The sequence below is a fragment of the Mangrovibacter plantisponsor genome, from assembly GCF_003182475.1.
Classification (GTDB): domain Bacteria; phylum Pseudomonadota; class Gammaproteobacteria; order Enterobacterales; family Enterobacteriaceae; genus Mangrovibacter; species Mangrovibacter plantisponsor.
Map to the genome: position 1 here is coordinate 301,872 of NZ_QGTS01000007.1, position 21,496 is coordinate 323,367.

The 21,496-nt window shown below is 50.1% G+C and carries 19 protein-coding genes, 1 other RNA gene and 1 pseudogene; 6 read left to right on the forward strand and 15 right to left on the reverse strand.

Annotated features, from left to right (window positions below):
* Positions 1-316: 316 nt before the first annotated feature.
* Positions 317-891, forward strand: a pseudogene (locus DES37_RS13605) (recombinase family protein).
* A gap of 379 nt (positions 892-1,270) precedes the next feature.
* Here DES37_RS13605 and DES37_RS13610 read toward each other — a convergent pair.
* Positions 1,271-1,927: a hypothetical protein gene (locus tag DES37_RS13610; RefSeq protein WP_110026187.1), complete on the reverse strand. Its 657-nt coding sequence runs from the start codon at positions 1,925-1,927 to the stop codon at positions 1,271-1,273.
* Between the two features lie 443 nt (positions 1,928-2,370).
* On the opposite strand from DES37_RS13610, the gene DES37_RS13615 reads away from it, so the two are divergent.
* On the forward strand, positions 2,371-3,345 hold the full coding sequence (locus DES37_RS13615; protein ID WP_211320555.1) for a VirK/YbjX family protein: 975 nt from the start codon (positions 2,371-2,373) through the stop codon (positions 3,343-3,345).
* A 158-nt stretch (positions 3,346-3,503) separates the two neighbouring features.
* Here DES37_RS13615 and ffs read toward each other — a convergent pair.
* Positions 3,504-3,600, reverse strand: an RNA gene (ffs, locus tag DES37_RS13620) — signal recognition particle sRNA small type.
* A gap of 169 nt (positions 3,601-3,769) precedes the next feature.
* Between ffs and DES37_RS13625 the strand changes: the two genes are divergently transcribed.
* The gene (locus tag DES37_RS13625) at positions 3,770-4,081 is read left to right on the forward strand and encodes an MGMT family protein (protein WP_036110098.1); all 312 of its coding nucleotides are present in this window, start codon (positions 3,770-3,772) and stop codon (positions 4,079-4,081) included.
* An 87-nt stretch (positions 4,082-4,168) separates the two neighbouring features.
* Here DES37_RS13625 and DES37_RS13630 read toward each other — a convergent pair whose 3' ends face one another.
* Complete coding sequence (locus tag DES37_RS13630) at positions 4,169-4,735, reverse strand: YbaY family lipoprotein (protein WP_110026189.1); 567 nt, start codon at positions 4,733-4,735, stop codon at positions 4,169-4,171.
* Between the two features lie 333 nt (positions 4,736-5,068).
* On the opposite strand from DES37_RS13630, the gene tesB reads away from it, so the two are divergent.
* Positions 5,069-5,929, forward strand: coding sequence for an acyl-CoA thioesterase II (gene tesB, locus DES37_RS13635; RefSeq protein ID WP_036110100.1), 861 nt, complete (start codon positions 5,069-5,071; stop codon positions 5,927-5,929).
* Positions 5,930-6,021: 92 nt separating this feature from the next.
* On the opposite strand, the gene amtB is transcribed toward tesB, so the two are convergent.
* From amtB to DES37_RS13660, 5 genes are all read right to left on the reverse strand, one after another.
* Positions 6,022-7,308, reverse strand: a complete 1,287-nt coding sequence (gene amtB, locus DES37_RS13640) for an ammonium transporter AmtB (protein WP_036110803.1) — start codon at positions 7,306-7,308, stop codon at positions 6,022-6,024.
* Positions 7,309-7,338: 30 nt separating this feature from the next.
* Positions 7,339-7,677, reverse strand: a complete 339-nt coding sequence (gene glnK, locus DES37_RS13645) for a P-II family nitrogen regulator (RefSeq protein WP_002891893.1) — start codon at positions 7,675-7,677, stop codon at positions 7,339-7,341.
* 252 nt (positions 7,678-7,929) lie between these two features.
* Complete coding sequence (locus tag DES37_RS13650) at positions 7,930-9,714, reverse strand: SmdB family multidrug efflux ABC transporter permease/ATP-binding protein (RefSeq protein ID WP_110026190.1); 1,785 nt, start codon at positions 9,712-9,714, stop codon at positions 7,930-7,932.
* Complete coding sequence (locus DES37_RS13655; RefSeq protein ID WP_110026192.1) at positions 9,707-11,476, reverse strand: SmdA family multidrug ABC transporter permease/ATP-binding protein; 1,770 nt, start codon at positions 11,474-11,476, stop codon at positions 9,707-9,709. Before DES37_RS13655 ends, DES37_RS13650 begins: the two co-directional genes overlap by 8 nt.
* Positions 11,477-11,548: 72 nt before the next feature.
* Positions 11,549-12,004 carry an Lrp/AsnC family transcriptional regulator gene (locus DES37_RS13660; protein ID WP_036110805.1) on the reverse strand — a complete coding sequence of 152 codons (456 nt, stop codon included), beginning with the start codon at positions 12,002-12,004 and terminating at the stop codon, positions 11,549-11,551.
* Positions 12,005-12,119: 115 nt separating this feature from the next.
* Between DES37_RS13660 and DES37_RS13665 the strand changes: the two genes are divergently transcribed.
* Positions 12,120-13,163: a PLP-dependent cysteine synthase family protein gene (locus DES37_RS13665; RefSeq protein ID WP_110026194.1), complete on the forward strand. Its 1,044-nt coding sequence runs from the start codon at positions 12,120-12,122 to the stop codon at positions 13,161-13,163.
* Between the two features lie 36 nt (positions 13,164-13,199).
* Here the strand turns inward: DES37_RS13665 and DES37_RS26050 are convergent, their stop codons facing one another.
* Positions 13,200-13,328: a hypothetical protein gene (locus DES37_RS26050; RefSeq protein ID WP_281271481.1), complete on the reverse strand. Its 129-nt coding sequence runs from the start codon at positions 13,326-13,328 to the stop codon at positions 13,200-13,202.
* A 13-nt stretch (positions 13,329-13,341) separates the two neighbouring features.
* On the opposite strand from DES37_RS26050, the gene queC reads away from it, so the two are divergent.
* The gene (gene queC, locus DES37_RS13670) at positions 13,342-14,037 is read left to right on the forward strand and encodes a 7-cyano-7-deazaguanine synthase QueC (RefSeq protein ID WP_036110113.1); all 696 of its coding nucleotides are present in this window, start codon (positions 13,342-13,344) and stop codon (positions 14,035-14,037) included.
* Positions 14,038-14,078: 41 nt separating this feature from the next.
* Here the strand turns inward: queC and DES37_RS13675 are convergent, their stop codons facing one another.
* The 6 genes from DES37_RS13675 to clpX form a co-directional block, all read right to left on the reverse strand.
* Positions 14,079-14,477: an acyl-CoA thioesterase gene (locus tag DES37_RS13675; RefSeq protein ID WP_036110810.1), complete on the reverse strand. Its 399-nt coding sequence runs from the start codon at positions 14,475-14,477 to the stop codon at positions 14,079-14,081.
* Positions 14,478-14,576: 99 nt separating this feature from the next.
* A complete protein-coding gene (locus tag DES37_RS13680) occupies positions 14,577-14,885 on the reverse strand; it encodes a ComEA family DNA-binding protein (protein ID WP_036110116.1) in 309 nt (102 codons plus the stop codon).
* 144 nt (positions 14,886-15,029) lie between these two features.
* A complete protein-coding gene (gene ppiD, locus DES37_RS13685) occupies positions 15,030-16,904 on the reverse strand; it encodes a peptidylprolyl isomerase (RefSeq protein ID WP_110026196.1) in 1,875 nt (624 codons plus the stop codon).
* Positions 16,905-17,130: 226 nt separating this feature from the next.
* A complete protein-coding gene (gene hupB / locus DES37_RS13690) occupies positions 17,131-17,439 on the reverse strand; it encodes a nucleoid-associated protein HU-beta (RefSeq protein WP_226568746.1) in 309 nt (102 codons plus the stop codon).
* Positions 17,440-17,636: 197 nt separating this feature from the next.
* A complete protein-coding gene (gene lon / locus DES37_RS13695; protein ID WP_036110124.1) occupies positions 17,637-19,991 on the reverse strand; it encodes an endopeptidase La in 2,355 nt (784 codons plus the stop codon).
* 218 nt (positions 19,992-20,209) lie between these two features.
* Positions 20,210-21,484: an ATP-dependent protease ATP-binding subunit ClpX gene (gene clpX, locus DES37_RS13700; RefSeq protein ID WP_036110127.1), complete on the reverse strand. Its 1,275-nt coding sequence runs from the start codon at positions 21,482-21,484 to the stop codon at positions 20,210-20,212.
* Positions 21,485-21,496 lie beyond the last annotated feature (12 nt).

A 21,496-nucleotide genomic window follows, 5' to 3' on the forward strand; every position in this document is an offset into this window, starting at 1 on the left:
AAAACAATCAAACCCCAGGCATCCCGATTTTTGACAAAAAAATTAAAGGGATCGTTTACTCAGATAAAAGTACAGTCAGTATTTTTCTGCACGATTTAAAATCCTGTTCGTCTGATCAGGTCCAACCCCGCCGACCAAATGCCGTGTATTCAGATCTCAGTACTGAACTTTTCACTAACCCTACATTGCCTAAAAACGCACGGTCAAAAATCTCTTTTGGGTACTCCCTAACGATACTCGTTTTTCTCGTCTCGTTAAGTATCATTTATATGTTGTACGGGTTTAAATGATACTAATCAGCGGTGAGGACAGGAAAATGATTTTTGGTTATGCGAGAGTCTCAACAAAGGATCAGAATCTTGAGCGTCAGTTGGCAGTACTGGAACCTGTTTGTGACAAAATCGTTACAGAGAGAGAATCAGGGAAGTCCACCAGCGAAAGACTTGAACTGTTGAACCGCCTTTCACACCTCCGCGAAGGTGATACTCTTATTACTCATACAATCGACCGCCTTGCACGTAATACTCGCGATTTACTGGAAATGATTGATAGCCTCGTTGAACGTGGGATCACTGTTCAGTTCCTTGCTAACTCATGAGTTTTGATAACTCCCCACAATCACGCCTGATCCTAACCATGATGGGGGCAGTCGCCGAATTCGAGCGAAGAATGATCGTATCACGCCGCAACGAAGGGATTACCCTTGCTAAAGAAGCTCGTAAGTACAAAGGCAAGCAAAAGAACAAAGAATTGCACAGTAAAATCATTGAAATGCTTCAAGCAGGGAAGAACACACCGGACGAGATCGCAAAACTGTGCGATTGCGGTCGAGCTACCGTGTTTCGCATAAAGAAAGAGATGCTTGCCAGTACTGGTAGTATTGAGGACTGATATAGCGGAAGAGAGCAAAGGAAAGGATTGCATAGGGTATTGTTTCTCGAATCCTTTCGATATCCAAACGTTACTTTATACGAGGCTTTATAGCCTCTTCTTTATTTTATTATTAATCAATGTTTTACAATTTATTTTTTGCGTTTTATTACTACAGTAATTAACTGTCATTCACCACATTAATTGCCATTAAAGCGTGTTATTTCGGCTTAACAGGCAATGGGAATACAATCAGTAAAAACGCAAACAGAAGAATAGCCACTGCATTAAGCCTGCTCACTACTTGTTATTCAACCAGCCTGGCGGACTATACAGGTAACATGCCCACACCCGGCGGAAGTACTCCACCAGGTGTGAACAACCAGAGGCTGCGCTATGTTCAGGTATCCAGGCTAAAGGCAGATCCAGGGTCACTTTGAATACCGTCACTACCTTCAAGCTGTTCAATGTTGAAAAATTTCACCACATTGTGGCTATCCAGGCATATCAATAGCACATTCATCTTTCTGGCTGGCGTTGCTCCCCCCTGAGCCATTAGCGGGTTTTCGTGCCAGACATACATCATGATTTTATTACCGTCATCATCAAACAAGTAGTTACGAGGTTCCCCTAAGCGGGCAATAACCCCCGTTTCAGTGGAAACCCCTTTGGTGATGATTTTATTCAGATGCAGCTTACTGTCTGAACTCAAAAAGCTGTTCTGCATACCTACAGGGTAGCGATGGACCCAATGCTTCTCGACGACATCACCATTAATTAATGCCGTCAGTTGCGTTGTCTGTGCAGCTTGTTGCCCCTGTGGCCCTGCCCAGTTCTGCATCCAGACTGCTATTTGTTTACCTTGTGGTGACCAGAGCGTGCGCGACGGTACACCATACTGTTGAATCAGCCCGGTTAATGAAGTGGTCCCGTCGATAATCCCGGACTGCGTTGCCGACACAGTGTTTGCGCTAAGAGCAGGAACAGCTGGTGGTTTTGCCACACAGCCAGCCAGCCCAATTACGGCAATGACATAGAGTGTTTGTGTTATTTTCATCGTTCTTTCCCAAAAAACGGCCAGGCCTTGCTGGGTTGCCGATTGCCGGCACTGACAACCAGAGCGATTTCCTCATCGCTTGTCATTAGCGCTGTAACCCACACCCGGCAAAGAAGTGTCTCATGAATGAGACTAACAAAGCCCGCACACTGGCAATTTAAATAAAGAGCCCGCAAGCAAAAATCGCTTTCAAAGCTACCAAAGAAAATACCTAAAAATGAAGTCGTAAAGTCTCATTTTATCAATCAGTAATACGATTATTTTTTACTTTTAAACTACTTCGCCACATATAACACAGAGCGAGACCTTTCCTAACATACCCACCAAAACAGGTTTTACCAACGATTAACTTTATTCATCCCAATGAGCTTTCGTTGAAGTTCACTCCAATACACTACACAGACAATTCTTATTTGATTTATTTTTAAGCTGTTGGGGCATTTATGTCTGTGAATGAAACACCGTTACACACCGCTGATGAGCAAGGCATTGGCACCGGATCACTGGTTTTTGCTATCGCCCGCGGGTTGGTTGTTCCTCCCGCTGCTATCTGGCAGAAAAAGCGCTACCGGTTAAAATTTTTGCTGCGTTCGCTGTGGTACTGGAAACCTACCAACAGCATGCTGGCAGCTTTAGCCCGGTTACCTGAATTCCCGGCATTGCTGCGGGCACAGGTTACGCTGCCCAGTAAACCACACCGCCATTATCTGCGGCTTGGTTTGACTGCCTCACAACGCGCTCAGGCCGTTGTGGATCACTACCATTTCTTGCACCAACATACCGGAGCAACACTTTTCCAGGCACTGACAGCCAGCGAGCCGACTCTGCTGTTTAACTTCTCCGGGCGTAACGATGAAGTGTTTTCACTTAAGGCATCCACTGCCCGCACGGCAGAGCGCGAAGGTGAAAGCACGCTGTGGTTGTTTATGGGCGACGAGTTACTGGCCAGTTTAACCTTCTGTATTACTGAGCCTGCACAGTGCCCGGTACTCTTTATTGGTGGTGTTCAGGGCCCACGCCGCCAGGTTACCAATGACACGATTAAACAGGCCACCAAAGCCTGCCATGGCCTGTTCCCCAAACGTATTTTGCTGGAAGTTATCTGGCAATTATGTAGCCAGTGGCAGCCAGAACAGATCTATGGTGTGAGCGATGCCGGGCATGTATTCCGCGGCTGGCGCTACCGTTTCAGTAAGGCACGCCATCTGCATGCCAGTTATGACGAATTCTGGGAATCGGTGAGTGGGATTAAAGCCGGGCAATATCAATGGCAGCTTCCGCTATCCTTACCGAGAAAGGAACTTGAAGACATCGCCAGCAAAAAACGCGCGGAATACCGCCGCCGTTACCTGTTGCAGGATGAGATTGAGCAAAAAACGCTCGCACTGATAACAAGTGGCCCGCAAAGCAATTCATAATTCCCGGGATCACCGCCAAAAGCACGCCCAAAAGACCATAACCCGGCATCGCAGGTTGGGCGGAAGATAGTCTCAGCCTGCACACGTTATTGCGCCAGAGGTGTTTAATTAAAACCGGGAAAAAACCAGAACGTGCAGAACGCACAAATGGGTGGGGGCCCTGCCAGCTACATCCCGGCACACACGTCGCCTGCTGCGGCTGCTTCCTTCCGGACCTGACCGAGTTCACAAGTTAGTGTTGCGGGAGAACCAACAGGGCCCCCATTGAGAGCGTTGTATTCCAACGCGCGGGGCGCATTATCTCTGTTGATTCCGCTAATTGCAAGTCAACAGGGTCCGGATGACGGTTTATTGCGCAGTTGCCTCAGTTTCTTCCTTACTGGCCACCGGGTATAGTCGCATGGATGGAGAACAGGAGTAACACATGGCCTCAACAGACAATTTCGCCCAACGGGTATACCAGATAATTGCGGCAATTCCTTCCGGCAGGATAACTACTTATGGTGATGTGGCTCGTATGGCAGGTTCGCCACGTGCAGCTCGCCAGGTAGGCGGCGTGCTCAAACGGCTCCCGGAAGGTTCACGCCTGCCATGGCACCGGGTTGTGAACCGCACAGGCCAAATATCACTGACCGGCCCGGACCTCAGCCGCCAGCGCCAGGCATTACTGGCTGAAGGCGTGCAGGTATCCGGGGATGGGAGAATTGATCTGCCACGTTACCGTTGGCCTGAATAAAAGAAAACAGCGCCCAAAGGCGCTGCAAGACTAATGAAAAAGAAGGGAAAAGCGTGGTTTCCCTTCTTTTTAGTTAGCGGGCGAAAATCAATTACCGGTTTGCATTTGAGTTTGCTGCTGTTGCGGCAAGAAGTGCGTAGGTACCGGATACGCTTCAGTCACTTTTGCTGGTTGAACAGCAACTGCGGTATTTTGCAGCGGAATCAAGTGCAGGTCGGTACTGTTCACACCATTGGTGATAACCGGTTTAAAGGAATCAGACCGGAACATCAGTTTGCCGTCCACGGTGATTGCAGCACTTAATAAAATCCGCGCGTTCTGGCGGATATCGGCCAGGTCGTAAGGCAGCACATAGCTGAATGGCGCCTGGTGGCCTTCAAGATTGACCACTTTTTGTGACAAGACTTTCGCCGGAGCATCCGCACGTGAGGCATCAGACAAAGTGACTGTCAGTACTGCATTCTGTGGCAATGCAAAACGCTGGTTAATGACAACATCACCAGACAGATGAGGTTTCTGCATATCGGCCTGTGAGGCCAGGCGCGAATAGGCAAAGTCCGGGTTTGGCACTTCATAAGTATTGCGAAATTGTTGTGCACAGCCAGCCAGGACAAAAGCAGCAGCCAGACCGCAAATTACGGGTGTCAGTTTCATCGTTTTTCTCCTTCTCCTGCCACCACACCAATACAGTTAATATCGTTGTGGTGAGGGGTTGGTTTATTGCTTATCAGGGTAAGTCTGGCATATTACCTGATTTTTTGCTGCTAAAAGACTGGAAATTCAGATAATTGAACCCATCGGACCAGTTAGAAATCCAGGTTATACTTAACAATATGTGTCGCATTGTGGCTGTGCGAATCGCCTGGATTATTGGCACTTACCCGAACTCAGGGCGATTACGCTACAACGTTGTGTCGCAAAGCCGCGCATCAGGCCATATGGTCACTACACACACCGACTAAAAACTCCGCAGCCAGAGGGTGTACTATGAGTCAGGCGTTAAATAATTTGTTAGCCCTGTTAAATCTTGAAAAAATTGAAGAAGGCCTGTTTCGTGGGCAAAGTGAAGACCTTGGCCTGCGCCAGGTATTTGGCGGCCAGGTCGTTGGGCAGGCGCTGTATGCAGCAAAAGAAACTGTTCCTGCAGAACGCCTGGTGCACTCCTTTCACAGTTACTTTTTACGCCCCGGAGACAGCAAGAAAGCCATTGTTTATGATGTTGAAGTACTGCGTGATGGCAACAGCTTTAGTGCCAGGCGCGTGTCCGCCATTCAAAATGGCAAGCCCATCTTTTATATGACTGCATCATTTCAGGCACCTGAGCCTGGTTTTGAACACCAGAAAACCATGCCAGAGGCCCCGGAACCGGAGTCACTAAAATCCGAAACGGATATCGCCAAACTGTTTGAGCATATGCTCCCTCCACTGGCTAAAGAAAAATTCTTAAGCGATAAACCGCTGGAGATCCGCCCGGTAGTGTTCCATAACCCTCTGAAAGGCCATGTGGATAAACCTGAACGCCAGGTCTGGATGCGGGCGAATGGCACAATGCCGGATGATTTACGCATTCACCAGTACTTACTGGGTTATGCGTCTGACTTTAACTTTCTGCCCACTGCGTTGCAGCCACACGGAATAGGGTTTCTGGAGCACGGAATGCAGGTTGCCACTATTGATCACTCTATGTGGTTCCACCGCCCTTTCAGCCTTAACGAGTGGTTGCTCTACAGCGTGGAAAGCACATCAGCATCCAGTGCCAGAGGTTTTGTACGCGGCGAGTTCTATACGCAGGATGGGGTTTTGGTGGCTTCAACAGTGCAGGAAGGCGTTATGCGCCAGCGGGGTTAACCCACGCTATTTATCTAAAAGCAAAAAAGAGAGACAACAGTCTCTCTTTTTTATGCCCGGCTGTTACACCAGGCACTCAGCAACCAACGGGATTATGCGTTGTAAGCATTTTCACCGTGGCTGTTAACATCCAGACCTTCACGTTCCTGATCTTCCGGAACACGCAGGCCAACAGTCATATCGGCAATTTTGTAACCAATGAAGGCAACAACGCCAGACCAGACAATGGTAATCAGCACGCTTTCCAGCTGAACCATCAGCTGATGGCCCATAGTGACACCTTCTGCGAAACCAACACCACCCAGTGAAGAGGATGCGAAGATACCAGTCAGGATACAACCTACGATACCGCAAACACCGTGAACGCCGAACACATCACACGGGTCATCAACACGCAACCAGCGTTTCAGTGCAGTTACGCCCCACAGGCCAGCGATACCCGCAGCGATACCAACAATAAGCGCGCCGCCAACACCGATGTAACCACAAGCAGGCGTTACCGCAACCAGACCCGCTATAGCACCAGAGCAAGAGCCCAGCAGAGACGGTTTACCGCGAATCGCCCACTCACCGAATACCCAGGCAAGGATAGCGGCACCCGTTGCAACAACAGTGTTCAGGAAAGCCAGGCCAGCGATTTCATTCGCTGCACTTGCAGAACCGGCGTTGAAGCCGAACCAGCCAACATACAGAATCGCTGTACCAGTGAAGACCATTGGCAGGTTATGCGGTTTGAATGCTTCTTTGCCGAAGCCAACGCGTTTGCCCATCATGTAGGCACCCACCAGGCCAGCAACAGCTGCGTTGATATGCACCACTGTACCGCCTGCGAAATCCAGCGCACCGTGGCTTGCCAGCAGACCGCCACCCCATACCATATGCGCAATCGGCACATAAGACAGGGTCATCCACACAGCAACGAAGATCAATACTGCAGAGAAGCGGATACGTTCAGCCAGGGCACCAACAATCAGGCCAACGGTGATACACGCGAAGGAGCCCTGGAAGGAAACGTGGATGTACTGATAGAAAGTACCCATCAGATCGGTAATTTTGATGCCTTTCAGCATGGTCCAGTCAAAGCTACCGAAGAAATTGTTACCAGTGCTGAATGCCAGGGTATAGCCATAAACCACCCACAGCACGCACACCAGTGCGAAAGTTACAGAAACCTGAGTCAGCATAGACAGCACGTTCTTGGAACGAATCAGGCCACCGTAAAACAGTGCAATCCCAGGAATCGACATGAACAGCACCAGTGCGGTGCAAATCATCATAAAAGCGTTATCTGCTTTATCAGCTACTGCTGGTGCAGCCATTGCAAGTGATGGCAACAATGCCAGCGCCCCGAGGCCAAGTTTAATGCCAAATTTACTCATTTTATCCATCCCTTTCACCATTGCCAGGAATCAGAGGGCCGCTTCGTCGGCTTCGCCCGTACGAATACGAATAACACGTTGTAATTCAGCAACGAAAATTTTGCCGTCGCCAATTTTGCCTGTGTAGGCAGCTTTACTAATTACATCAATAACTTCGTCGAGTTGATCGTCAGCAATGGCTACGTCAATTTTCACTTTTGGGAGAAAGTTAACGCTGTATTCTGCTCCGCGGTACAACTCGGCGTGCCCTTTCTGGCGACCAAAGCCTTTTACTTCAGTCACTGTCAGCCCCTGAATGCCAATAGATGAAAGCGCTTCACGGACGTCTTCCAGTTTGAATGGTTTAATTACCACGGTAACCAGCTTCATAAATCCCCTCCAGTAAGAAATCGGTAAGTGCCGCAGCGAACAGGGATTATTAAGCAATCAACGTGCCAAAAGTATAAATCAGCAACTTTCAGCGTCTTAACGAGGTGAGAGGCGGGTTAACTGAAAAGACCGGAAACAATGTTGTCGCCAGGAACATTCCTGAAAAACAAAAACGCACCTTTTTGGTGCGTTTTTATAAAAACCACTGCACCATTAGTGCAATGGGTTAAATGTTCGCCAGATAATGGTGCATCACATAACAACGGACTCTTCGTAGCCGCTGGAGGCTAATTCTTCGCCAGCCAACTGTAACTGATACATTTGCCAGTACCGGCCACGTTTCGCCAGGAGTGCCTCGTGCCTGCCACTCTCAACCGCCTGCCCACGGTGCAGCACCAGAATGGTATCAGCCTGAGTAATAGTGGAGAGCCGGTGCGCAATCACGACCAAAGTGGTTCGCTGGCGTAGCGCACTGAGCGCATGCCCTATCGCCTGCTCGGTACCGGAATCAATATTAGCAGTCGCTTCATCCAGAATAAGTATTTCCGGGGTATCAACCAGCACCCGGGCCAGCGCCAGCAGTTGTTTTTGCCCAACCGACAACGTATTGCCCTGCTCACCTAATTGGGTATGGATACCGTCAGGCATTGAGCGCACAAGCTCAGCCAGTTGCACGGTTTCCAGCGCCTGCCAGACACGCTCTTCACTGATATCCCGCCCCAGTGTCACATTCATATATAGCGATTCGGCCATCACCACCGGGTCTTGCTGCACCATCGCCACACCTTTGCGCAGGACACTATGGCTCAGGCTCTCTAACGGGCGGCCATCGAGGCGAATCTCCCCCTGTGACAACGGGTAATAACCCATCAATAAATTTGCCAGTGTGCTCTTGCCGCTCCCGGTATGCCCTACCAAAGCGATAAAGCTTTTCGCCGGTGCCTGCAGGTTAATATCACGCAGCACATACTGGCCATCACGGTAAGCAAAAGAGAGTTCAGAAACATCAATGCGCCCGGACGCCAGTGGTTGGTTATCTGAGCCATAACGCTGCTGCTGGCAGTCCATTAACTCAAACACGCGCTCCCCGGCCACAACCGCCTGTTGCAGCATCGACTGCTGGGTTGTTAACTGAATTAAAGGCTCATTCAGCCGCCCCAGATAGCTGATAAAGGCGTACAACACCCCAACTTCAATTGCGCCATTACCGGCATAGCCGAACTGGAACAGCAGGCCGCATAGAATAAGGGCTGAAAACAGGCTCAACAAAGGGCGGAGCAGAAAACCTTCCAGCTTCAGAGTTTGCATGCGCGCGTCATAGTGCGCTTCACTGGCATCCGCCAGCTTTTTACCAAAGCGCATCTGCTGGCGAAATTGCTGGATAACGCCCATGCCATTAACCGCTTCATTAAAGCCGTCGTTGATATCCGCGAGGTAACTGCGCACCCGCCGGACAATGGGCGTACTCAGACGTTGGTAAACCAGCATAACCACCAGCACGGCAGGGAAAATAACAATAGCTACCAGCGCCATACGCCAGTTTAGCGAGAACATCGCCACCAGCATCGCGCCAATTAACGCAGCACTGCGCAATACAGTCGCCACCACCGTGACATACAAATCGCGAATAACTTCGGTATCGTTTGTCACACGGGAGATAAGTTGACCAACAGGCTGGGTGTCAAATGCACTCACTGGCTGGCGCAACGCTGCATCCATAACATCAGTGCGCAATTGCTGCACAACCCCCACGGCCGCTTCGTTAAACAACAAGGCCTGCGTGTAATGCAGCAATGCGGCCAGCCCCTGTAGCAGAATATAAGCCGCAGCCAGCCCACAGACCATCGCCAGCGGTAGCTGTTTTTCTGCAACCAGGTGGTCAATAAAATAACTGATTAAGGCCGGGCCGCTCACTTCCGCCGCTGAAGCCACCCACAGCATAATCACCGCTTTGACAATAGATTTACGCCAGGGAGAGCCATAAGCCAGGAGACGTTTTAGTGTCGGCCATAATGCAGGTTGAGATGGATTACGCATGGGCCTGCTCCCCGGTGTCATCTTCTTCATCCAGCGCAGCTTCCAGTTGCTGGTAACGGTACATATCACGATACCAGCCCTGCTGGTTCGCCAGTTCCGGGTGGCGGCCACGTTGCACCACATTCCCTTGTTGAAGAACCAGTATTTCACTGGCTTCAGTAAGCGCAGATAAACGGTGAGCACTGATAATCAGTGAGTGCCCTGAACCCCACTGCCTCAGGTTGTGCAGAATTTGCTGCTCAGTTCTGCCGTCCACCGCAGATAACGCATCATCAAGGATGAGTATTTCGGCGTTAAGCAGCAGTGCCCGTGCAATAGAAATACGCTGTTTTTGCCCACCAGAGAGCATCACCCCACGCTCACCCACTTCTGTTTCATAGCCTTGAGGCAGGCGCAGAATATCGTCATGCACACTGGCAAGTTTCGCAACTGCTTCAATTTCAGCACGGCTGGCGCCGGGCTTGCCGAGCGCGATATTGTTCGCCACCGTGTCAGAAAATAAGAAAGGTGTCTGATTGACGACAGCCAGCCGTTGGTGCCAACTGCTAAGCTGCAACTGGCGTAACGGCATGCCGTGAAACGAAATATCACCGTCATCTATGTCGAAATGGCGTTGTACCAGTGATAACAACGTGCTTTTCCCACCACCGGTAGGGCCACATAAACCGAGGATTTTCCCTGGCGCCAGCGTAAAACCAACCTGATGCAGTTGTGGGTGCTGGCTCCCCGGCCAGGTAAACGAATTGATCTGGCAAACCAGTGATCCCGGCCCTGTGGGTAATACCTGCGAGCCATCTTCCACAACAGTTTTTTCCGCCAGTAGATCACGAATACGGCTGTAGGCAGCGCTGCCACGCTCAACAATATTGAACATCCAGGCAAGCGCCAGCATCGGCCAAATCATCAGCCCCAGGTACATCGCAAAACTTGTCAGCTGCCCAAGCGTCAACATTCCCTGGCTGACCATCCATGCTCCCCCGCCAATGGCGAGCATATTCGCCGTTGCGATAGCAACATAAATAGTTGGATCAAAACGGGCATCCACCGTCGCAACCCGCATATTTTTCTCGCCCGTATCCCTGGCATCTTCAGCAAATAAGGCAGACTGGCGATCTTCAAGGCCGAAAGCTTTAATCATGCGGATACTGGTCAGACTTTCTTGTGTCCGATCATTGAGGGAGGAAAAAGCAGCCTGAGCCAATTTGAAGCGTTGGTGTAACTGTTCACCATAGCGCTTGATAACCAGCGCCATCACAGGCATTGGCAACAACGCCAGCAATGTCAGTTGCCAGCTAATCTGGGTACACATCACTACCAGCACGGCGCAGCCCATCACCAGGGAGTCCACCAGGGTCAACACCCCTTCGCCAGCAGCAAACACTACCCGGTCAACATCATTGGTTGCCCGCGCCATCAAATCACCGGTACGGTGGCGCAGATAAAATGCCGGGCTCTGGCGGCTCAGTTGCCGGTAAAAATCCGCGCGTAACTCAACTGCAAGCCGGTAAGATGCGCCAAATAATAGCACCCGCCAGACATAACGCAGCAAGTACACCACGACAGCGATAGCAGCCATCACGCCAATCCACAGCAGTAATTTGCTGAGCGTGAAATGTTCCAACGTGACGCCATCGACAATAATCCCCACCAGCTTAGGCGGAGCAAGTTGCAAAATTGCAATCACAATGAGTAGCGTCACCGCCCCCAAATAACGTCGCCATTCCCGGCGGAAGTACCAATGAAGTTGAGCAAATAATCGCACAGCAACGAGTCCTGAAACTGGCCTTCATGAGCCAGTTTGTTGTATGAAATGGTTCAAAGAGTGAACGAGTGCCTACAGTGGCAATGATGTGGTGTATTTTATCTGTTCCATGGCAAAACTCGAAGTGACATCGCTCAGCCCAGGCACATTGTTGACCAAACGCTTATAAAAATCATCAAACCGCTTCATATCTGCCACCTGAACACGCAACAAGTAATCGTATTCACCTGCCATGCGCCAAAAACCCAACACCTCAGTCATTGCAGAAACAACGGTAACAAACTGGTTATACCATTCACTGCTGTGATTCTGCGTTTTTATCAGCACAAATGCGGTGAGATTCAGCCCCAGAAGTTCCGGGTTCAGCAACGCCACTTTACCCAGAATATACCCTTCATCCTCAAGGCGTTTCAGCCGTTTCCAGCAGGGTGTTGTGGTCAGATTAACGGCATCCGCCAGCGCCTGCAAAGAGCATGTGCAATCTTCCTGCAGTAGCGCCAATAAATGACAGTCCGTTTTATCTAGCATAACCACCTCAAAGAGAAATATTTTCTCCCAATACTGAATATGACAGAGAAAATAGCAACTTTTTTTTCTCCAGGTTGCGGTACGCTGAGCACAAATTGACAAACGGGCCAGAGCCATGAATAACTGGGTAACACACGCCATTCGTGAAATTAATGCTGATTACCAGCGTTCCGCCGATACACATTTAATTCGCCTGACACTTCCTGCGTTTCCGGGAATACATATTTATCTCAAAGATGAAAGCACACACCCGACAGGCAGCCTGAAGCACCGGCTGGCACGTTCACTGTTTTTGTACGGGTTATGCAATGGCTGGATCAAAGAAGGCACCACGATAATCGAGGCCTCTTCAGGTTCCACCGCTGTTTCGGAAGCCTATTTCGCCCGTTTGCTTGGCCTGCCTTTTATTGCCGTTATGCCGGCCTGCACGGCCAAACGTAAAATTGAACAGATTACGTTCTATGGTGGCCGCTGCCATTTTGTTGACAGCCCTTGCCAGATCTATGATGCCTCAGAAACACTGGCCCGCGAGCTTAACGGCCATTATATGGACCAGTTTACTTATGCTGAGCGGGCAACAGACTGGCGTGGTAACAATAATATTGCCGACAGTATTTTCCGCCAGATGGCAAACGAACCTTACTCTGAACCTGAATATATCGTCATGAGCGCGGGTACTGGCGGGACATCAGCAACCATTGGGCGTTATCTGCGCCACCAGGGGCATCAAACCCGCCTGATGGTTGTCGACCCGGAAAACTCAGTGTTCCTGAACTACTGGCGGGATGGCGACAACCAGCGCAGGAGCGATACCGGAAGCCGTATTGAAGGAATTGGCCGCCCGCGCGTGGAACCATCGTTTATTCCCGGTGTGATTGATGACATGATGCGTGTGCCAGACTGCGCCACAATTGTCGCCATGCAATGGCTTGAAACCGTTCTCGGCCGCAAAGTGGGGGCTTCCACAGGTACCAATATGTGGGGAGTACTGAGCCTCGCGGCGCAAATGCGAGATGCCGGGCAAACAGGTTCAATTGTTACCTTACTGTGCGACAGCGGTGAGCGTTACCTGGAAAGTTACTACAACCCTGAATGGGTTGCGGCCAGCATTGGTAATCTGAGCGAAGCCCGCCAGGCTTTACAGGCCTTGTTGAAGTAACAGGCTGCCGGCTTCCATCATGCTGATGCATGCCGGTCACACCCACTGAAAACCAGCAGTGAGCGTGGTGCGGGTTTCATTTTTATACAAACCCGCACCTTCCTTGTTATGAAGCTGGTGAGCCAGCGGCAGGCGCGTTACCATACCCCATCTGTTTTCACTCATTACAAGGTTTACTATGAAACGTGCTGTTGTCGTGTTCAGTGGTGGGCAGGACTCCACTACTTGCCTGATTCAGGCACTACACCAGTATGACGAAGTGCACTGCGTCACATTTGATTACGGGCAGCGCCACCGGGCGGAAATTGATATTGCCCGTGAACTGGCACTGAAACTGGGTGCGAGAGCACACAAAGTGCTGGATGTCGGTTTGTTGAATGAACTGGCCGTTAGCAGCCTGACCCGGGACAGCATCCCGGTGCCGGATTATGACCCAAATGCCAGTGGCATCCCTAATACCTTTGTCCCAGGGCGTAATATCCTGTTTTTAACTCTGGCCGCCATTTATGCCTGGCAGGTAAAAGCTGAAGCGGTAATCACCGGCGTGTGTGAGACTGATTTCTCCGGCTACCCGGATTGCCGCGATGAATTTGTGAAAGCACTTAACCACGCGGTTAACCTGGGCATGGCCAGTGAGATTCGCTTTGAAACGCCACTGATGTGGATAGATAAAGCACAAACCTGGGCACTGGCTGATTACTGGGGCAAGCTTGATTTAATTCGCACTGAAACGCTGACCTGCTATAACGGTATTAAAGGCGATGGTTGCGGTGAATGTGCATCCTGTAACCTGCGGGCCAATGGCCTGAAACGCTACCTTGCCGATAAAACCGCTGTCATGGCGGCGATGAAGCAAAAAACAGGCCTGCGTTAAACCGGCACAGCTACTGGCATGCTGATGCATGCCAGTGCTATTCAGCCAATCATCTGCATCAGTTTCTCTTTTAACTCCCCTTCTACTGGCAGCGCTTTCTGGCTTTTCAAATCGACGCATACAAATGTAATCAGTGCATCTGCTACCACCTCGCCCCCAGGCTTAAGTGTAATAACCTGGCTCAGTACACCACTTTTCCCGTTGAGTTGTTGAAGTGCGCTGGTCACCAGTAAACGCTCCCCCAGCAAGGCCGGGCGCCGGTAGTTGATATTGATATTGACGACGACAAAGGCAATATTTTGCGCACTCATCCAGCGGAAGCTTTCTTCTTCTTCCAGGGCGGCCCAGCGGGCTTCTTCAAGGAACTCTAAATAACGCGCATTATTCACATGCTGGTAAACATCTAAATGGAACCCGCGAACAGTGATTTCGGTCTGCATAACCATAGCCTGTATGCCTTTATGTTGTTATGAGGTAAGGAGGCCACACCAACTGGTATGACCTCCTTATTGTGGCAAAAATTAACAGTTATGCAACATTCACAATGTGATGCGCTCGATATTCCGTTCAACCAGTGAGTGACCGATACCCGGTACATCACTCAGTTCGTCAACGGAGGAAAAAGCACCGTACTGCTCGCGCCATTCAACAATGGCCTGCGCTTTCTTCAGGCCAATACCACTCATGGCACTGGCTAACTCCTGAGCGCTGGCCTGGTTAATACTGACTTTTTCTGCTGTGCTGGCCGTTGCCTGAACAGATGACTCTGGTTGTGCCCAGGCTGGCGCAATCCCAACGCTCATACCCAAAGCCAGAACTAAAGCTGCAGATTTAAAACTGGTCTTCATGCCGTTTCTCCTTGTGTTTTAACAGCCCGGGAACAGTAAACCGAACAAAACTGGAGGACAAACGGTGAATGATGGAAATGGAAAGGGCCGCGAAAGCGGCCCTTGTCTGTTGCAATTTATTGCAAAAGGATGAGATCAGGTTTGTTATTGCTGCTGTTGCACAACATCACTGACTTTGATTTTCGCTTCCTTACGCAAGGTATTGAGCAGCGATTCCAGCGCAATTTGCGCATTGTTACTGGCGACCTGGCTTGCCATGGCAGTTTTTTGCGCTTCTGGCATGTCACCCGCTTCAGCGGCATCCAGAGCAATAATCAGCACATTGCCCTGCAAATCATTACTGGTGCCATAAACCGGCTGATCTTTCGCCGGTAACGGCAGCTCAAAAGCAGCGCGTGTAACCGGATCCTGACCACTGCGCGTCAGGGTTTGCTTTTCACCAAAAGCAAGGCCTGCTGCTTTCATGGCATCATCGCCTTTACCGGCTTTCAATTCAGTAAGCAGTTTGCTGGCCTGAATACGCGCCTGCTCACTGGCTTTCTGCATTTTCACCGCGGCAACCACCTGGTCTTGTACCTCTGCCAGAGGTTTCGTGCTTTCAGCTTTATGTTGTGCAATACGCACCACAAACGCACGGTCGCCATCTACAGTAATGATGTCAGAGTTGCTGCCTGGCGAACCATCCTGCCCCAGCAAGCCGCCGTTAAAGATGGCATCGGTCACCGGCTTAAAGTTCAGCTCAGCCGGAACAGAATCCTGAGTGAACCAGCCGGTTTCAACAGCTTTAACACCAGCAACCTGCTCTGCTGCTTCCAGAGACTGGTTGTCGTTACTTGCTGCATCACTGACTTTCTGTTGCAGCGCATAATAGGCATCCAGCGCTTTTTCGCCTTTCACTTTTGCTGTGATTGAGTCACGCACATCTGCCAGCGGTTTAACCACGGCTGGCTGAACGTCATCAAGACGGGCAACCAGGAAACCCACAGAAGATTTGATAACGCCTGACAGTTGCCCTTTCTGGGTCAGCCCTGCGTTTTTCAGCTCATCTGGTGTGGTTGATGGCTCCAGCCACCCCATATCACCGCCAGTACGGGCAGAAATAATATCCGTGGATTTCTCTTTCGCCAGGGTGGCAAAATCAGCACCTTTTTTCAGTGCATCCAGCACGTCCTGCGCATCTTTTTCCGTTTTAGTCTGAATCACGCTGTAGCGATCACGCTGCGGCTGAGTAAACTCGGCACGGTGTTCGTCGTAATAGGCCTGGATATCAGCGTCTGTCACGTTCGCTTGCATATCCGCAGCATCAAGTTTGATATAACTGACGCGGAATTGCTCAGGAACCCGGTAGAGTGACTGGTGCTGGTCATAATATGCTTTAACCGCATCGTCTGGCGCAGTCTGTTTATCTGCCAGCGCTTTCACATCAATAGTGGCTTCACGCACAATGCGTTTCTGAGAAACCAGTGCTGCCAGGCGGTTTTCTTCACCCGGCAGGGTGAAACCAGTACCTTCCACCGCATCAATCAACTGCTGCGTTGTCAGTTGGTGGCGCAGAATTTCTGCATAGCGTTCCGGCGTATACCGGGCATTTGCCAGCACGGTGTTAAAACGGTTGTTATCAAATTTACCGTTATTCTGGAAAGCCTGGGTGTTAAAAATATTCTGTTTAATCTGGTCATCGCTGATGCTCAACCCCAGATGTTTTGCATACTGGTCAATCAGCGCTTCATCAATCAGGCGTTGCAGAACCTGTTGACGCATTTCCTGCATATAGCCTTCATTGGCGGCCAGCACTGAATACTGGTCTCCCAGCTGTTGTTGCAAGTTGCTGCGCTGTGCAGTTACTGCATTTTCAAACTGCGCACGGTCAATCTTCTGCCCGTTAACTTTTGCGGCAAAATCGTTGCTACCGCCAATTAGGTAGCTGCTTACACCTGTCAAAACGAATGACAGGATAATTGCCCCCAGAATGATCTTGAGTACGACATTGCTGGATGCCGCACGTAACGTGTCCATCATGGTGTAACAACACTCCGCTGTAATGTGACAAAAACCTGGTGTAATAGCATGTTGCTCATGGGTAACCTTCCCAAAGCCATTACACGCGAAAGCGTATTGTGAAAGAAACTGGGGCGGTTGTCAGCCCGTATCACACAGAAAGTCATACAGAAAAGAAAAAAGGCACATCTTAGATGCGCCCTTAAGCTGTTTACTTGCCAGCGCCCCGCCCTGACGGGGGTGCTAATCAGTTAACCGCGTCTTTCAGCGCTTTACCTGCACGGAAACCCGGAACTTTTGCAGCAGCAATGGTAATTTCTGCACCTGTCTGTGGGTTACGACCCGTACGGGCAGCACGTTCACGAACGGCAAAAGTACCAAAGCCGACCAGTGCTACGTCGTCCCCGGACTGCAGGGATTCAGTAACGGAAGCAATCAAAGCGTCTAATGCACGTCCAGCCGCAGCTTTGGAAATATCAGCATTTGCGGCAATTTTGTCGATCAGTTGAGATTTATTCACTCTTCTCTTCCTCTGTTTATTTTTTTTGTATCGCACCTGAATCCTTCGAAGTACGACCGCGAAGCAGTTATATCAGGCCTGCCATGCCCTTACAACTCCCAACCCGATGTTTATTTGGTCAGGAGAAAGACATATCCCCAGCCAGCGTCCTAAAGTAGCCAGACAAAAAAAGGCTGGCAAGTGACAATTCACCTGCCAGCCCTGTTTTTCCTGGTACTCTTTGCGTCAGGTCACTATTTTGCGCTAACGACTTCCATTCCAAACGGTGAGTTTTGCAAAGCCAGAGTCAGAACTTCTTCAATGCGTTTCACCGGATGAATATCCAGATCAGCCAGAACGTTATCAGGAATTTCTTCCAGATCGCGTTTGTTCTCATCCGGGATAAGCACCGTTTTAATACCACCGCGGTGAGCTGCCAGTAACTTCTCTTTCAGCCCGCCAATAGGCAGCACCAGACCACGCAGGGTGATTTCCCCGGTCATAGCGACATCAGCACGCACCGGGTTACCTGTCAGGCAGGATACCAGTGCTGTACACATCGCGATGCCCGCACTTGGGCCATCTTTTGGTGTTGCACCTTCCGGTACATGCACATGGATATCGCGTTTCTCATAGAAATCGCTGTTGATACCCAGTTTTTCAGCCCGTGCACGCACAACAGTTAACGCAGCCTGAATGGATTCCTGCATTACTTCACCCAGTGAACCGGTATAGGTCAGTTTGCCTTTACCCGGGACACATGCGGTTTCAATGGTCAGTAAATCGCCACCAACTTCAGTCCATGCCAGACCCGTTACCTGGCCAACACGGTTTTCGTTATCGGCACGCCCGTAGTCAAAACGCTGAACCCCAAGGAAATCCTTCAGGTTATCGCCATTGATTTCAATTTTCTTCAATGACTTATCCAGCAGCAGTTGTTTCACTGCTTTGCGGCACAGTTTGGAGATTTCACGCTCTAGGCCACGCACGCCCGCTTCACGGGTGTAATAACGGATAATGCCGACAATCGCACTGTCATCAACCTTGATTTCGGTTTTCTTCAGTGCGTTACGTTCAACCTGTTTCGGTAACAGATGCTGTTTGGCAATATTCAGTTTTTCATCTTCTGTGTAGCCAGAAAGACGAATCACTTCCATACGATCCAGCAACGGTGCCGGAATGTTCATGGAGTTGGATGTAGCAACGAACATCACGTCAGACAGATCGTAATCCACTTCCAGGTAATGGTCGTTGAATGCGATATTCTGTTCCGGATCCAGAACTTCCAGCAATGCTGAAGCCGGATCACCGCGCATGTCAGAAGACATTTTGTCGATCTCATCCAACAGGAACAGTGGGTTTTTCACCCCCACTTTTGCCATTTTCTGAATCAGTTTGCCCGGCATTGAACCAATGTATGTCCGGCGATGCCCACGAATTTCAGCTTCGTCGCGCACCCCACCTAATGCCATACGCACGTATTTACGCCCGGTGGCTTTGGCAATGGACTGCCCCAGAGAGGTTTTACCTACCCCCGGCGGCCCAACCAGACAAAGGATTGGCCCTTTAATTTTATTAACGCGGCTCTGAACAGCAAGATACTCAAGAATACGGTCTTTAACCCGTTCCAGACCATAGTGGTCGGTATCCAGAATTTCCTGAGCCTGGCGCAAATCTTTTTTCACTTTGCTGCGTGAATTCCACGGAACCTGAACCATCCAGTCGATGTAACCGCGAACCACTGTCGCTTCAGCAGACATCGGCGACATCATTTTCAGTTTTTGCAACTCAGCTTCCGCTTTTTCACGCGCTTCTTTCGGCATTTTCGCCGCTTCGATTTTGCGTTTCAGCGCTTCGGTTTCGTCTGGCGCGTCATCCATTTCGCCCAGCTCTTTCTGAATGGCTTTCATTTGCTCATTCAGATAGTACTCGCGCTGGCTTTTTTCCATCTGCTTTTTGACGCGGTTACGGATACGTTTCTCAACCTGTAACAGGTCAATTTCCGATTCCATCATCGCCATCAGGTATTCGAGACGTTCGTTAATATCAGACATCTCAAGCACAGACTGCTTATCTGCCAGTTTCAACGGCATATGCGCAGCTATGGTGTCAGCCAGACGCGCCGGATCATCGATGCTGTTCAGTGAAGTCAGCACTTCCGGCGGAATTTTTTTATTCAGCTTGATATAGCCTTCAAACTGATTGATGGCGGTACGAACCAGAACTTCTTGTTCACGCTCTTCAATAACTGGCGACTCAAGGTATTCAGCCTGAGCAATGAAATGCTCGCCGTTATCAGAGAGCGTCGTGATCCGGGCGCGCTGTAAACCTTCGACCAGCACTTTTACCGTACCATCCGGCAGTTTGAGCATCTGCAGAATAGAAGCCACAGTGCCGACAGTGAAAAGGTCGTTTATACCAGGCTCATCCGTCGAGGCCTCTTTCTGCGCCACCAGCATGATTTTCTTGTCGTTATCCATCGCCGCTTCCAGGCAGCGGATAGACTTTTCCCGTCCGACAAATAACGGAATAACCATATGCGGATAGACCACCACATCGCGCAATGGCAATACGGGGATTTCTATGCGTTCAGAACGCTCAGGATTCATAGAGCTCTCTCTTAGTTTTAACCTGTTCATACCACCATGATACAGGCGATTGTTTCCGCCAGGTGATGAGGCGCTCGTGAACCCTCTTCACGGCATCACCAACAAGTAAAACAGTATATGGGGATAATTCCCGGACATTCAACGGCAGGCAGGCAGGAAAAATAAAAGGGGGATTAAATCCCCCATTTTTTGGTAACTGCTTGTTGACGAATGATTAATTATTCGCCAGATGCTTGCTGCGCTTCTGGCTTGCCATAAATCAGCAACGGTTCTGACTGCCCCGCAATAACAGATTCATCAATCACAACTTTCTCGACATCATCCATGGACGGTAAGTCATACATGGTATCGAGCAGTGCAGCTTCAACAATAGAGCGCAGGCCACGGGCACCGGTTTTACGCTGCATTGCTTTTTTGGCAATGGCGTCCAGCGCATCATCACGGAACTCCAGCTCAACACCTTCCAGGTTAAACAACGCCTGGTATTGTTTGGTCAGCGCATTCTTCGGCTCTTTGAGGATTTGGATCAACGCCTCTTCACTCAGCTCGCTCAAGGTTGCGACAACCGGCAGACGGCCAATAAATTCCGGGATCAAACCAAATTTGATTAAATCTTCTGGCTCAACCTGACCTAACAACTGGCTTTCACTGGCTTTCTGCGACTTACCTTTTACCGTCGCGCCAAACCCGATACCGGAACCTGTTTCAACACGGTTGGCAATAACTTTATCCAGCCCTGCGAATGCACCGCCACAGATAAACAGAATTTTTGAGGTATCAACCTGCAAAAATTCCTGCTGCGGATGCTTGCGCCCGCCCTGAGGTGGAACAGCTGCAACCGTACCTTCAATCAGTTTCAGCAATGCCTGCTGCACACCTTCACCAGACACATCACGAGTGATGGACGGGTTATCAGACTTACGTGAAATCTTGTCGATTTCATCGATATAAACGATGCCACGCTGCGCTTTCTGCACATCGTAGTCACATTTTTGCAGCAATTTCTGGATAATATTCTCAACGTCTTCACCCACATAACCCGCTTCGGTCAGTGTGGTTGCATCCGCCATGGTGAAAGGAACATCCAGCAGACGAGCCAGCGTCTCAGCCAACAGTGTCTTACCACTCCCGGTCGGCCCGATAAGCAGAATGTTACTTTTACCCAGCTCAACACCATTACTGGTATCGCCGTTACGCAGACGTTTGTAGTGGTTGTACACCGCTACAGACAGCACCTTTTTAGCCGGTTCCTGGCCTATGACGTAATCGTCAAGGTGGCTGCGAATTTCATGGGGTGTGGGCAGCGCACTACGCTCGCGATGCGGAGCCACTTCTTTAATCTCTTCGCGAATAATGTCGTTACATAAATCGACGCACTCATCGCAGATATACACTGACGGCCCGGCAATCAGCTTACGCACTTCATGCTGGCTTTTGCCGCAAAAAGAGCAGTACAGCAATTTGCCTGAACCGTCTTTGCGCTTATCTGTCATCAGTAAAACCTC